General features: G+C 42.8%; 8 protein-coding genes, 3 tRNA genes and 4 pseudogenes. 12 read left to right on the plus strand and 3 right to left on the minus strand.

Features of this window, described 5'->3' with window-relative positions:
* Positions 1 to 88: 88 nt before the first annotated feature.
* Positions 89 to 1,469, plus strand: a pseudogene (gene cysS, locus N4T56_RS05125) (cysteine--tRNA ligase).
* Between the two features lie 86 nt (positions 1,470 to 1,555).
* On the opposite strand, the pseudogene folD reads toward cysS, so the two are convergent.
* Positions 1,556 to 2,411, minus strand: a pseudogene (gene folD, locus N4T56_RS05130) (bifunctional methylenetetrahydrofolate dehydrogenase/methenyltetrahydrofolate cyclohydrolase FolD).
* 282 nt (positions 2,412 to 2,693) lie between these two features.
* Here folD and N4T56_RS05135 point away from each other — a divergent pair.
* The 11 genes and pseudogenes from N4T56_RS05135 to N4T56_RS05185 all read left to right on the plus strand — a co-directional run bounded on the left by N4T56_RS05135 (position 2,694) and on the right by N4T56_RS05185 (position 12,984).
* A tRNA-Pro gene (locus tag N4T56_RS05135) sits at positions 2,694 to 2,770 on the plus strand.
* Between the two features lie 94 nt (positions 2,771 to 2,864).
* Positions 2,865 to 2,941, plus strand: a tRNA-Arg gene (locus N4T56_RS05140).
* 8 nt (positions 2,942 to 2,949) lie between these two features.
* A tRNA-His gene (locus N4T56_RS05145) sits at positions 2,950 to 3,025 on the plus strand.
* Positions 3,026 to 3,409: 384 nt separating this feature from the next.
* Positions 3,410 to 4,714, plus strand: coding sequence for a trigger factor (gene tig, locus N4T56_RS05150; protein WP_261732458.1), 1,305 nt, complete (start codon positions 3,410 to 3,412; stop codon positions 4,712 to 4,714).
* A 90-nt stretch (positions 4,715 to 4,804) separates the two neighbouring features.
* A pseudogene (gene clpP, locus N4T56_RS05155) lies at positions 4,805 to 5,417 on the plus strand (ATP-dependent Clp endopeptidase proteolytic subunit ClpP).
* Between the two features lie 132 nt (positions 5,418 to 5,549).
* The gene (gene clpX, locus N4T56_RS05160) at positions 5,550 to 6,830 is read left to right on the plus strand and encodes an ATP-dependent protease ATP-binding subunit ClpX (RefSeq protein ID WP_261732459.1); all 1,281 of its coding nucleotides are present in this window, start codon (positions 5,550 to 5,552) and stop codon (positions 6,828 to 6,830) included.
* Between the two features lie 130 nt (positions 6,831 to 6,960).
* Positions 6,961 to 9,315 (plus strand): annotated as a pseudogene (gene lon, locus N4T56_RS05165) (endopeptidase La).
* 263 nt (positions 9,316 to 9,578) lie between these two features.
* Positions 9,579 to 9,851, plus strand: a complete 273-nt coding sequence (hupB, locus tag N4T56_RS05170; protein ID WP_160053351.1) for a nucleoid-associated protein HU-beta — start codon at positions 9,579 to 9,581, stop codon at positions 9,849 to 9,851.
* Positions 9,852 to 10,072: 221 nt separating this feature from the next.
* Entirely contained in the window at positions 10,073 to 11,950 is a 1,878-nt protein-coding gene (locus tag N4T56_RS05175; protein ID WP_261732460.1) for a SurA N-terminal domain-containing protein, read from the plus strand.
* Positions 11,951 to 12,076: 126 nt separating this feature from the next.
* Positions 12,077 to 12,559: a helix-turn-helix domain-containing protein gene (locus tag N4T56_RS05180; protein WP_261732461.1), complete on the plus strand. Its 483-nt coding sequence runs from the start codon at positions 12,077 to 12,079 to the stop codon at positions 12,557 to 12,559.
* A gap of 74 nt (positions 12,560 to 12,633) precedes the next feature.
* Positions 12,634 to 12,984 (plus strand): hypothetical protein, encoded by a 351-nt coding sequence (locus N4T56_RS05185; protein WP_261732462.1) that lies wholly within the window; start codon positions 12,634 to 12,636, stop codon positions 12,982 to 12,984.
* 62 nt (positions 12,985 to 13,046) lie between these two features.
* On the opposite strand, the gene N4T56_RS05190 is transcribed toward N4T56_RS05185, so the two are convergent.
* Together N4T56_RS05190 and N4T56_RS05195 are read right to left on the minus strand one after the other, a co-directional pair.
* Positions 13,047 to 13,883 carry a DUF819 family protein gene (locus N4T56_RS05190; RefSeq protein ID WP_390904012.1) on the minus strand — a complete coding sequence of 279 codons (837 nt, stop codon included), beginning with the start codon at positions 13,881 to 13,883 and terminating at the stop codon, positions 13,047 to 13,049.
* Between the two features lie 32 nt (positions 13,884 to 13,915).
* Positions 13,916 to 14,290 carry a DUF819 family protein gene (locus N4T56_RS05195; RefSeq protein ID WP_261732464.1) on the minus strand — a complete coding sequence of 125 codons (375 nt, stop codon included), beginning with the start codon at positions 14,288 to 14,290 and terminating at the stop codon, positions 13,916 to 13,918.
* Between the last annotated feature and the right edge of the window lie 2 nt (positions 14,291 to 14,292).

Consider the following 14,292-nt stretch of genomic DNA (forward strand, 5'->3'; position numbering starts at 1 on the left):
ATAAAGTGCAGTGTTCAAAACAGGTGACAACATGGTAGACTCACGACTAACATTTACCATAATAATTTAGTGTAAAAGAGAACTTTCGATGTTGAAGATTTACAATAGTATTAGTCGTGAAAAACAAGAATTTAAACCAATAAATCCTGGCAAAATTGGCATGTACGTATGTGGCGTGACAATTTACGATTTATGTCATATTGGTCACGGACGTACTTTTGTATCGTTTGACATGATAGTCCGTTACTTACGTTACATAGGTTACGAGGTTAACTTTCAACGTAACATTACTGATGTAGATGACAAAATTATTAAGCGTGCAGCTGAAAACAACGAGTCATGTGAAGCGCTAACAGAGCGTTTGACCGCTGAAATGCACCGCGACTTTGATTCGTTAAACATGTTACGCCCCGATTTTGAGCCTCGAGCAACCTTGCATATGCCTGAAATTATCGACATGGTACAACTACTTCTTGACCGCGGTCATGCCTATGTCGCACCTGATGGTGATGTGTTGTTCAGCGTGGCGTCATACAAAGATTATGGTCGCTTATCAGGCCAGAACCTTGACCAGTTGCAAGCCGGCGCCCGAGTTGAAGTTGATCAAAGCAAGCAAAACCCAATGGATTTTGTATTGTGGAAAATGTCTAAGCCGGGTGAGCCTACTTGGGATTCGCCTTGGGAATCAGGTCGCCCAGGTTGGCACATTGAATGTTCAGCAATGAACAGCAAACATTTAGGTGTGCATTTTGATATTCATGGTGGTGGTAGTGATTTGCAGTTCCCGCATCATGAAAACGAAATTGCACAATCTTGCTGTGCCCATGACACGCCTTATGTTAACTATTGGATGCATTCAGGCATGGTGATGGTTGATCGCGAGAAAATGTCTAAATCATTAGGTAATTTCTTTACCATTCGTGACGTGCTTGAGCATTACGACCCAGAAACCGTACGTTACTTCTTGTTATCAGGTCATTACCGCAGCCAGTTAAATTATTCTGAAGATAATTTAAAGCAAGCCCGCGCTGCATTAGAGCGGTTATATACTGCACTTAAAGATTTAGATTTAACCGTTGCCCCAGCCGATGCTGAGCAATATGTGGCTAAGTTTAAGCAAGCAATGGATGATGATTTTAATACACCAGAAGCATACTCAGTACTATTTGATATGGTTAGAGAAATCAACCGTCTTAAATTGACTGACATGGCAGCAGCATCAGCCTTAGGCGCTAGCCTCAAGCAGTTAACAGATGTATTAGGCCTTGTGAGTCAAACACCTGAAGCATTCTTCAAAGGTGAAGGTACAGACGATGAAGTGGCCGAAATTGAGGCATTAATTGTTGAGCGTAACCGTGCCCGTACGGAAAAAGACTGGCCAGCAGCCGATGTAGCACGTGATCGCTTAAATGAGCTTGGGGTGGTTTTAGAAGACGGCACCAGCAGGCACCACGTGGCGTAAAAAATAGTTCGGGATTGCCATAAACAAAAAGCCTGCAATTTGCAGGCTTTTTGTGTCAATTTAGCGTATTGTTGAACTGATTCGAATGGCTAATTAGCTATGGTATTTCTCGCAAGCATATAAAGTGTTTTCTAATAAACTCGCAATCGTCATAGAGCACTACTCCGCCTGGGACGGGGGTAATGAATGCCGCATTTTGCGCCGCCACGTCATATTCAACATCACCGACTAAACGGCCGTCTTCTGTACGGTTAATACCAACATCAATCACAATCGCACCAGGTTTAATCCATTCGCCAGGAATAAACCCTGGCTTGCCTACCGCAACCACTAACAAATCTGCCTGACGCACTTTTTGCTCTAAGTTTTTAGTAAAACGATGGCATGTTGTCGTAGTACAACCAGCAAGTAAAAGCTCTAACGTCATCGGACGGCCTACAATGTTAGAAGCCCCAACAACTGTTGCGTCTAATCCATATGTATCTACACCAGTAGACTTGATTAATGTCATGATACCCATTGGCGTACATGAACGCAGCACGGGGATGCGTTGAGCTAAACGGCCAACGTTGTAAGGGTGAAAACCATCTACGTCTTTATCTGGGCGAATATGCTCAATGACTTTTGAGTCATCAATATGTCCAGGGAGCGGCAGCTGAACCAATATGCCATCGATTGCTGGGTTATCATTGCACTGGTCTATTACTGCCAATAATTCAGCTTCTGATGTTGATGCATCAAGGTCAAACGATTGCGATTCAAAACCGACTTCTTCACAAGCGCGGCGTTTACTACCTACATAAACCTGTGACGCAGCATCGCTACCCACTAAAATAACTGCGAGTCCTGGTGCCCGAAGGCCAGCTTCTTTTCTCGCGGCGACTTTTTGTTTAAGGGTACTGCGAATAGATTGTGCAATGGCTTTACCGTCAATAAGTTGAGCAGTCATGGCTGTAGAGTTTCCTTTGAATGGCGCAGGTTGTGGCTGAAGTGTAAATCGGGAGTATTCTAACAGGCGATTAAAAGAGTGTCATTTGCTAGACAAGGAAATACGGTGAATAAACTATTCGCGCTTTGATGCTAATCACTCTTTTTGCTGTTAAATTCAACAGATAGACAAATAGCTCAAAAAAATCGTTGACGATAACAAAGTGACTCGTTAAGATGCGCTCCGTTCTCGAGACAACATGGTTACAGTGTATTTCTGCGATATGTTGAGAACAGATAAACTCGGTGATTAGCGCAGCCCGGTAGCGCATCTCGTTTGGGACGAGAGGGTCAGAGGTTCGAATCCTCTATCACCGACCAAATTCAATTATTTGTTTATGTGTTAACTAAACAAATAATCAAACAAGTGTTAAGCTTGTTTAGCCAGACAGGAAACAGCAAATTGCTGTGCCATGCGCCCGTAGCTCAGTTGGATAGAGCACCCGCCTTCTAAGCGGGTGGTCGCAGGTTCGAGCCCTGCCGGGCGTACCATTTCAGTGGTGATTGTAGCTCAGTTGGTAGAGTCCCGGATTGTGATTCCGGTTGTCGTGGGTTCGAGCCCCATCAGTCACCCCATTTTTCTTTGATTAAATCAATCTCTAGGTTGTAAATCCGCCAGAGTGTGACACCCATCATCAAAGAAACCCTCGTGTAAAATAATTCATCGGTTACCTCATAAAGTAATTAGCACATTAAACGTGCAAACACGTCAAAATGGCTCAAAGTCGGCCTTTTATCGCCTAAATCGACCTTTTCAGGCTCGACTATGCGAAAAACGGTAGCTATAATGTCGCGTCTTGATAAATATCAAAAATAAGCTACCTGAACCAACAGCGTCTTCAGCATCATTAATATCGCTGTGCTGGCGGCCTTAGCTAAACACACGGTCAAGAAACGAATATCAAATAGTTGAGTTGTCGACTATTACAAAGAACGTTAGACATATTTCGAGGTAAAACAATGCAAGTTTCTGTTGAAACAACTCAAGGCCTAGAGCGTCGCCTAACTATTTCTGTACCTGCTGAGCAAATCGAGAAATTGGTTAAAGACAACGTATTACGCGAAGCAAAGCGTGCACGTCTTCCTGGTTTCCGTCCTGGCAAAGTACCAGTCACTGAAATCAATAAGCGCTACGGTAAAGCGATTCGTCAAGACATCACTGGTGAAGTGATGCAACGTAACTTTATTGAAGCCATCGTAGCTGAAAAATTAAACCCAGCAGGCGCGCCAGTATTTACACCAGGTGCTACTGAAGGTGACACGTTTGAATTCGTTGCGACGTTTGAAGTCTACCCTGAAGTTGCATTAACGGGTCTAGATACTATTGCCGTTGAACAGCCACACGCTGACGTAAACGAAGCCGACGTTGATACCATGATTGAAACATTACGTAAGCAACATGCAACTTATGCTGTTGTTGAACGTGAAGCTGCTGATAGCGACAAAGTGAAAATGAACTTTGTGGGTTCTATCGACGGTGAAGAGTTTGAAGGCGGCAAAGCTGACGATTTCGAACTTCAAATCGGTTCAAACCGTATGATCCCAGGTTTTGAAACAGGTGTTGTCGGTCATAAAGCGGGTGAAACTTTCGATATCGAAGTGTCATTCCCAGAAGATTACCACGCTGAAAACTTAAAAGGTAAAGCGGCTAAATTCGTTATTACCCTAACTGAAGTTCAAGGCGCAAGCTTACCAGAAGTGAATGACGAATTTGCTTCACTATTTGGTATTGCTGAAGGCGGCTTAGAAGCGCTTAAAGCTGAAATCCGTAAAAACATGACTCGTGAACTAGAGCAAGCGCTTAAAGCTAACGTTAAAGAGCAAGTGATTACTGGTTTACTAGCTGCTAATGAAATTGCTATCCCTAAAGCGCTAGTTGATGGCGAAGTTGACGTGTTACGTCAGCAAGCTATGCAACGTTTTGGTGGTCAAACTGAAAACATGCCTGAGCTTCCTGCTGAATTATTCACTGAGCAAGCAGAGCGTCGCGTTAAGATTGGTTTGCTATTAGGCGAAGTGATCAAAACTAACGAGCTTAAAGCTGAAGATGATCGCGTTAATGCATTGATCGAATCTATGGCTTCTGCGTATGAAGATCCATCTGAAGTTGTTGCTTACTACAACTCAAACAAAGAACTCATGCAAAACATGCGCAATGTAGCGCTTGAAGAGCAAGCTGTTGAAGCCCTACTAAAATCGGCTCAAGTAACGACAAAAGAAGTTGCTTTTGAAGAATTTATGAACAAGGCTACAGGCAAAGCGTAAGCTTAGCTTGACTTAACAAGGCGTTCGCCATTTATAATGGCTCGTATGAGGTTCCTCATGCGGCCATTTTTATTTTTAGGGAAATGAATAATGCATAAAGCACCAGAATCAGTACTCAATGCGCTTGTACCTATGGTTGTTGAACAAACAGCGAAAGGTGAACGTTCTTACGATATCTATTCTCGTTTATTAAAAGAACGTGTTATTTTTTTAGTTGGCCAGGTTGAAGAGCATATGGCTAACCTCATTGTGACTTCAGTTATTATTCTTAGAGTCAGAAAGCCCAGACAAAGATATCTATCTTTATATCAACTCGCCAGGTGGCTCAGTCACAGCGGGTATGGCTATTTATGACACCATGCAATTTATTAAGCCAAACGTCAGTACCGTATGTATTGGCCAAGCGGCAAGTATGGGTGCATTCTTATTAGCTGGCGGCGCAGAAGGAAAGCGTCATTGCTTACCTAACTCACGTGTGATGATCCACCAACCACTAGGTGGTTTCCAAGGTCAAGCATCAGACATCGCTATTCATGCCCAAGAAATTTTAGGCATTAAAAATAAGTTAAACCAAATGCTAGCTGAACACACAGGTCAACCGCTTGAAATTGTTGAGCGAGACACAGACCGTGACAACTTCATGAGCGCGTCACAAGCGGTAGAATACGGCCTCGTGGATTCTGTATTAACGACTCGTAGTTAATACAGGCTGATTTTTTGCTGTGACTGGGTTATTCTTCATTCTAATGAACGAATAATCCAGATATACAGCCAGTATGCATATCGACAAGCAGAGCTCAGATGTAAGGTCTAGGCTGCAACCAGAGGTAGAATAATGGGCGATAACAAAAATAACGGTGACAGCGGCAAATTGCTGTACTGCTCTTTTTGCGGAAAAAGTCAGCATGAAGTGAGAAAACTGATTGCTGTACCATCGGTATACGTGTGCGATGAATGTGTTGATTTATGTAATGACATCATTCGTGAAGAAATCAAAGAGATTTCTCCTAAGCGTGATGAAGATAAATTACCGACACCACATGAGCTGCGCCAGCATTTAGACGACTACGTCATTGGCCAAGACCAGGCTAAAAAAGTATTGGCTGTTGCGGTATACAACCACTACAAACGCTTACGTAATGGCACGGTCAAAGGTGGTGTAGAGCTAGGTAAAAGTAACATTTTGCTTATTGATCCTACCGGTAGTGGTAAAACTTTGCTGGCGGAAACTTTAGCTCGTTCACTTAACGTGCCGTTTACCATGGCTGATGCAACCACATTAACTGAAGCCGGTTATGTGGGGGAAGATGTAGAAAACATCATTCAGAAGCTACTGCAAAAATGTGATTACGACGTTGAAAAAGCTGAACGTGGGATTGTTTATATCGATGAAATCGATAAAATTAGCCGTAAATCAGACAACCCATCGATCACCCGTGACGTGTCTGGTGAAGGTGTACAGCAAGCCTTGCTTAAGCTAATTGAAGGCACTGTTGCTTCTGTGCCACCACAAGGCGGCCGTAAACACCCACAACAAGAATTTTTACAGGTTGATACCTCTAAAATTTTGTTCATTTGTGGTGGTGCATTCGCAGGACTTGAAAAAGTGATTGAGCAACGTGCTCACACAGGTACTGGTATTGGTTTTGGCGCAGAAGTGAAAGGCGAAGCTGACAAGGCAACGATTTCACAGATCTTAGGCAAAGTAGAACCCGGCGATTTAGTTAAATTTGGTTTAATTCCTGAATTTATTGGCCGTTTACCTGTTCTTGCAACATTAACAGAGTTAGACGAAGCTGCGCTGGTACAGATCTTATCTGAGCCAAAAAATGCGTTGACTAAGCAATATGGTGCATTGTTTGAAATGGAAAACGTAGAACTTGAGTTCCGAGAAGATGCATTACAAGCCATTGCTCATAAAGCCATGTCACGTAAAACCGGAGCACGTGGATTGCGTTCAATTGTTGAAAGCATCTTGCTTGATACTATGTACGACATTCCGTCTACAGATGGTGTCATTAAAGCGGTCATTGATGAGTCTGTGGTTAAAGGCGAATCTGCACCAATTTTAATTTACGAAAACACCGACACTCAGGCTGCCTCAGGCGAACAATAATTGTTCTAAAAGCTAATAAACTGAAAAATAAGGAGTCCATTGGGCTCCTTTTTTCGTATTGGCCATTGAAACTGACAACAACACCCCAATATACTCAGTATTAGTCTATTTCATTAAACGGAATCGAGCCATGACCCAAGAGCGTGAAGCGCATATCGAACTCCCCGTATTACCACTGCGAGATGTGGTGGTTTATCCGCATATGGTAATTCCGCTATTCGTAGGACGGGAAAAATCCATTCGTTGCCTAGAATCGGCAATGGAACAAGACAAACAAATTTTACTGGTCGCTCAGCGTGATGCTGACTTAGACGAGCCAACCAAGGACGATATTTTTGATATTGGTACCGTAGCGTCCATTTTGCAGCTATTAAAACTTCCTGACGGCACGGTTAAAGTGCTCGTTGAAGGTGGTCAGCGCGCTAAAATTACTCGCTACACTCAAGAAGAAGAATTTTTTTCTGCAACTGCCGAATACCTTGAGTCGCAAGAATTAAGCGACAAAGAAGAAGAAGTACTGGTTCGCAGTGCTATCGGTCAGTTTGAAGGGTATATCAAACTCAATAAGAAAATCCCACCAGAGGTGCTTACTTCATTGTCGGGTATTGATGAAGCCGCACGTTTAGCCGATACCATGGCTGCGCATATGCCGTTAAAGCTTGAAGACAAGCAATCGGTATTAGAAATGATCAACGTGGGCGAACGTCTAGAATATTTAATGGCGATGATGGAATCGGAAATCGACTTATTGCAAGTTGAAAAACGTATCCGTACCCGCGTTAAAAAACAGATGGAAAAAAGCCAGCGCGAATACTATTTGAATGAGCAAATGAAAGCGATTCAAAAAGAATTAGGCGACATTGACGAAAGCCACGATGAATTTGAAGTACTGGCGCGTAAAATTGAAGAAGCGGGCATGCCAAGCGATGCCAAAGAAAAAGCCAGTGCTGAATTGAATAAACTTAAAATGATGTCACCGATGTCAGCAGAAGCCACGGTAGTTCGTAGCTATGTAGACTGGATGACATCAGTGCCTTGGAAACAACGCTCTAAAATTAAGCGTGACTTAGCCAAAGCGCAAGAAGTGCTCGACACTGACCATCATGGTCTTGAAAAGGTCAAAGAGCGTATTCTTGAGTATTTAGCAGTACAAAGCCGAGTTAAACAACTTAAAGCTACTCAATTTTGTGCTTAGTGGGACCACCAGGTGTTGGTAAAACCTCGCTGGGTCAATCAATCGCAAAAGCCACTGGTCGTAAGTATGTGCGTGTTGCATTAGGCGGCGTACGTGATGAAGCAGAAATTCGTGGGCATCGCCGTACTTATATCGGTTCAATGCCGGGTAAAGTCATCCAAAAGATGTCTAAAGTGGGGGTTAAAAACCCATTATTCTTACTCGATGAAATCGATAAAATGAGTTCTGACATGCGCGGCGACCCATCGTCGGCATTATTAGAAGTGCTTGACCCAGAGCAAAATGCGACCTTTAACGACCATTACTTAGAAGTCGATTACGATTTATCTGATGTAATGTTCGTGGCCACGTCAAACTCAATGGATATTCCATGATTCCTTACTTGATCGTATGGAAGTGATCCGCTTATCGGGATACACCGAAGACGAAAAGCTAAACATCGCTAAGCAACATTTATTGCCAAAGCAAGTTGAACGCAATGGTCTTAAAGCTAATGAGATCAAGGTCGATGACAGTGCTATTTTAGGCATTATTCGTTATTACACCCGAGAAGCGGGTGTGCGTTCATTAGAACGTGAACTCTCGAAAATATGCCGTAAAGTGGTTAAGCAAATCTTGTTAGACAAAACCGTTAAAGTGGTTGAGGTCAATCAAGACAACCTTAAGTCATTCTTAGGTGTGCAGCGTTTTGACTTTGGTAAAGCAGAGTCGAATAACCAAATTGGCCAGGTAACCGGCCTTGCATGGACTCAGGTTGGCGGTGATTTATTAACAATCGAAGCCACCTCGGTTGCCGGTAAAGGTAAGTTAACCTATACCGGTTCGCTTGGCGATGTGATGAAAGAGTCGATTCAAGCTGCGATGACGGTAGTGCGTGCTCGCGCTGACAACTTAGGCATCAATAGCGACTTTTATGAAAAACGTGATATTCACGTGCATGTGCCAGAAGGGGCGACACCAAAAGATGATCCTTCAGCCGGTGCTGCAATGTGTACTGCGTTAGTATCGAGTTTAACCGGTAATCCTGTGCGCAGTGATGTTGCCATGACAGGCGAAATAACCTTGCGTGGTGAAGTACTTCCAATTGGTGGATTAAAAGAAAAATTACTCGCAGCACATCGCGGTGGAATCAAACACGTGTTGATTCCTAAAGAAAATGAACGCGATTTGGAAGAAATTCCAGCTAATGTGATTGCAGATTTAACCATTCATCCAGTGCGCTGGGTTGATGAAGTCTTGAAACTGGCGCTCGAACGACCAGTTGAAGGCTTCGAAGTGGTTAAAAAATAGCTTATTAGTTAAAAAATTGCTGTAGAGCATAAAAAAAATGAAAAAAGGGGCTTAACAAAACGCTGACCTGTGGTAGCCTAGGTCTGTGGAGAGTCAGACGCACCAAGCCCTTGGGGCATCTGACTTTGAGCTGTATCCAATTTCATTTTTTTGGTTTTCATACTAAGTTTGATGTGTTATCAAGCTTATTAAAATAAAGCCTCCGCAGACCGCTCTAAACACGGATTTGGTTGCGGCGCGACAATAACATTCAAGGGGATGACATGAACAAATCTGAACTAATCGAGAAAATCGCATCTGGTGCTGATATTTCTAAAGCTGCTGCTGGCCGCGCACTAGATTCTTTTATCGCTGCTGTTACTGAAGGTCTTAAAGAAGGCGATAAGATTTCTCTAGTTGGTTTTGGTACATTTGAAGTACGTCAACGTGCTGAGCGTACTGGCCGTAACCCACAAACGGGTAAAGAAATTAAAATTGCTGCTGCGAACATTCCTGCGTTCAAAGCTGGCAAAGCGCTAAAAGACGCTGTTAACTAAATCGTTAACAACGTAGCCTTTGTAAGGCATTCGTAAAGACAAGCACTGCTTATGCGGTGCTTTTTACGAAAAGCAATATTGTTATGCAAAGCATAATGAATATTGGGAGTATTGGGTCATACCCGTGGTAGCGTCTGATAACTCCATATAATTTACATTAAGGCGCATCCACAAGGTGATGCGCCTTTTTATTTTATTAATCGCAACAAGCGAGAATTCAGATGTTAGAAAAAATCCGTGAAGGTTCACAAGGGGTTGTTGCTAAAACAATTCTTGTCCTCGTGATACTTTCTTTTGCTTTTGCCGGTGTGAGCAGCTATTTAGGCTCTAACACGGGTGTTCCTGCCGCCATCGTTAATGGTGAAGAAGTTAGCGCTAGCGAATTGGAAAATGCTTTTCAAAATGAACGCTCACGCATTGAGCAGCAGTTAGGTGACATGTTTAATACATTAGCCGCTGATGACAACTACATGAACGGCATAAAGCAAGGTGTTTTAGACCGTTTAGTGGCCGACAAGTTAATTGATCAAGCAGCAGCCAAATTAGGGTTACGTGTTTCTGATGATCAAATTAAAAAAGCCATTATTGAAGAACCTGCATTTCAAACAGATGGTAAATTTGATAACGAGCGATACTTAGCGGTACTTCGTCAATTAGGTTATCAAACCACCAGTTTTAGAAACATGATGCGCGTTGATATGACACGTCGTCAGTTATTAAATGCGATTGTAGGCAGTGAGTTTGTATTAGACGGTGAAGCAAAACAGCTTGCCCAAGTACAAGGCCAAACACGTGACATTCGTTACTTAGTGGTTGACTCTACACCATACTTATCAAGTGTTTCAGTGTCTGATGAAGAAGCTAAAACTTATTATGATGCTAACTTAGCTCAATTTATGAGCCCTGAACAAGTTAGCGTAGAGTATGTTGAACTTAACGCTGCTGAAATGGCTAAAAATAGCCAAACCACAGACGAAGAAGTTAAAGCCTATTATGACGAGCACAAATCACAATACCAAACAGCAGAAAAACGCTTAGCTGCCCATATTTTCGTTGCTGCAACTGACGATGAAAGTGCTGATAAAGCAAAAGCTGATGCGATTGTTGCTAAGTTAAACCAAGGCGAAGATTACGCTGAAGTGGCTAAAACTGACTCTGATGACCAGTTAAGTGCTGAACAAGGTGGTCAATTAGATTGGTTTGAACAAGGTGTGATGGACCCAGCTTTTGATGAGGCATTATTTGCACTTCAGCAAGATCAAGTCTCACCAGTGGTTAAAACTGAGTTTGGTTACCACATCATTAAGCTGCTTGATGTGCAAGCGAGCCAAGCAACTGCGTTTGATGATGTAAAAGCCAAAATTGTGGCTCAGCTGCAAGAGAATGAAGCATTAGATGTATTTTATGGCTTACAAAGCAAACTGGCTGACACCAGCTATGAGATCCCTGATACCTTAATCGACACAGCGCAAGCAGTCGATGCTAAAGTGCAAACGACAGCGTTGTTCTCGCGTGACAATGTACCAGCTAAATTCAATAACCCTGAGTTTATTAAAGCAGCATTCTCTGACCAAGTATTGGCCAGTGGCATGAACAGTGACGTGATTGAGTTAGCGCCAAACCATGTAGTTGTTATTCGTGTTAAGCAACATAACATGGCTGGAACACAACCATTTGCTGACGTTAAAACGGCTATCGTAGCGCGCTTAAAACAAGATAAAGCTAACGAAACTGCACGCGAAAATGCGGCAGAGTTTATGGCTCAGTTAAAAGCGGGTAACGACACATTAACGGGTGCCACATTAACTTCATTACCGGGTTTAGGTCGTTTTAATCAAGATATTGACCAAGCCATCACCAACAAAGCTTTCAAGATTGCCGCACCAGCTGAAAACAGCGTGTCAATTGATACTGCTGCACTAGCGACAGGTTACGCAGTGATTGTGGTTGATAAAGTGAATGAAGCTCAAGGCATTAACGACAATTTAATTAATACCCTTAAGCAACGCTTAGCACCACAAAACAGCGAAGCGGATTACCGTGCTGTGATTGCTACACTTAAAGCTGATGCTGAAATTGAATATCCAGTAGTTGAATAATTAAATGACAATGAATTGCGTTAATCTCATTAGCGTCTATTCGTTTTAGTCAGTTAAATTAGTGAAATAGAAAAGACCTAGGCATACTGTCTAGGTCTTTTTATTTTAGGCCATTAAGGAAAACAAGTGAGCCATAAACTCGATCAAGCATTTGAAAAAGCACTCGCCTATATCGATTCTAATATTGCAGCGCCATTGAATATTGATACCCTGGCAACGATTGCAGACCTGCCAGCGTGTCATTTTCAACACTTGTTTTACTCGCTATACCGTTTGTCGATTGAGGAATACGTCGAGTTACTTAAAAGTTTGCAGGCAGCTCATCAATTGGGGTTTGGCGAACAAATTTCACTTGAGGCTATCGCGACAAATTTAGGTTATAACAATGAATCAGACTTTGTTGACTCGTTCACCCATAGTATTGGTCAAAGCCCACAGTCATTCAGGCAAGCGCCCGATTGGAACAATTTCTTTGCCAAACAACAACCGCTTAAATCGTTTGAGTCACCTCAAGATGGAATGCTCACTGCTGATGTAGAGATAGTGTCAATGGATGCCTTAACGCTGGCTAGTGTTACGCACAATGCACTCTGCCAAGGCAATGCCTAAGACGATCGAGCGCTTTATTCAATGGCGGCAAAAATACGCAGTGGAAGCCTAACGTTGGTCGAACGTTTAATCTCGTGCACAGTCTGCCACAAGCGCAGCCATATCATATGGATATTGGCGTCTCACTTGATGAAGCAACATATTCGAGGTTAGCGTCAACGGGTTTAACACAAGAGGGGATTGATACCAACATTATTGTTGCAGGTCGTTATGCAAAGCTATCGGTAACAACCGATAAGCAAAATAGCAATATCAATGTGCTGTTGCATGCTGGAGTTGATTACCTTTACCGTATTTGGTTAAACGAGCAGTTATATTCATTACGCAATAGCCCATTGATGTTTGAACGCCTTAACGTTGGCCAAGTTGTTGAGCCCGGCACCGAACTGCAACAAGCAGTCGATATCTACTTACCTCTGCAATAGCTTTAGTGTTTTTAGTCAATGAGCCGTCGTTAATGATTGGCGGTCATTTAGGGACGAATTCTTTATTGATTAATCATGCGCATTAACTCGGCACAAATCCACACCATGTAATTGGCCCAAGCATAGCCAAACACCGAGAACATCACCGCAACGGGAGCTAAGTGGCGGTTAAACGCCATAGCCACAATTGGCGATGATGCCGCGCCGCCAATGCAACATTGGCTGCTAATGGCCATATACGCTAATGGCGCTTTTATGATTAATCCTGCAATCAAAATCAGTAATGCGTGAAAGCCAAGCCAGACAAAGCCAATGGCAAAATAGATTGGAAAGTCATTGATCATGGTTAAGTCCATTTTTAATCCCATGGTGGCGATTAATAGGTATAGCAATACAGACGAAATTTTCGATGCGCCCTGGCGCTCTAGTCGCCTGACTTTGGTGTAAGACAATATAATACTGACGCTGGTGACAATGATGACAATCCAAAAAAAGTGCGATGTAAAGCTGAGTTTTTCCGATTGAGGGTAGTGATGACTAAAAAATGGCACCAAGAGATCTGCGCCGAAATGGGCTAAACCGGTAACGCCAAATGCCACCGCAAAAATCGCCATATAACTCGATAGGGTGGGTATAGGTAACTTAAACTTCGACAATGCTTTATCGCGCAAGTTAATACTTTCAACCAGCTTGTTTATGCCATTATTATCAGCCTTGAGCTTGCTATCAATAGCATTAGCGTGATTAGCGCAAAAAAGTAAAAATGACATCCAAAGCGCTGAAAATACTACGTTCACAGAAATCATGATGGCAAACATATTGTCATCAACAGCATAGACTTCTTTCATGGCCAGTTGATTAGCTGTACCGCCCACCCAGTTACCTGCTAGCGTTGCCATCGCACGCCAGGCTGCTTCCGCGCCATGCCAGTTTAGCAACTCAGGAGACAGTATTGAAAAAACATACAGTGAAAAATGCCACCTAGAATAATCCCAATACTGCCGACAATAAACAGTACAATTATTTTGGAGCCAAGCATTAATATGGACTTAATATCGACGCTAATAATAAGTAAGGTGAGACACGCTGGCATAATATAGTGCGCGGCAATATTGTTCAGTTGACTTGCTGAGGTATCAACTAGCCCGAAGGTGTTAAACAATGATGGCACCACATAGCATGCCACCATGACAGGCATATAACGATAAAAGGTTTGCCAGTAACGATGGGGACTCTCGCTGGTATAAAAAATAAGCCCTAATGTAATGGCAAGTAGGCCTAAAATAACCGGGTCTTGATTAATCATTG

It is taken from the genome of Shewanella phaeophyticola, from assembly GCF_025398315.1.
In the GTDB taxonomy this organism is placed as follows: domain Bacteria; phylum Pseudomonadota; class Gammaproteobacteria; order Enterobacterales; family Shewanellaceae; genus Shewanella; species Shewanella phaeophyticola.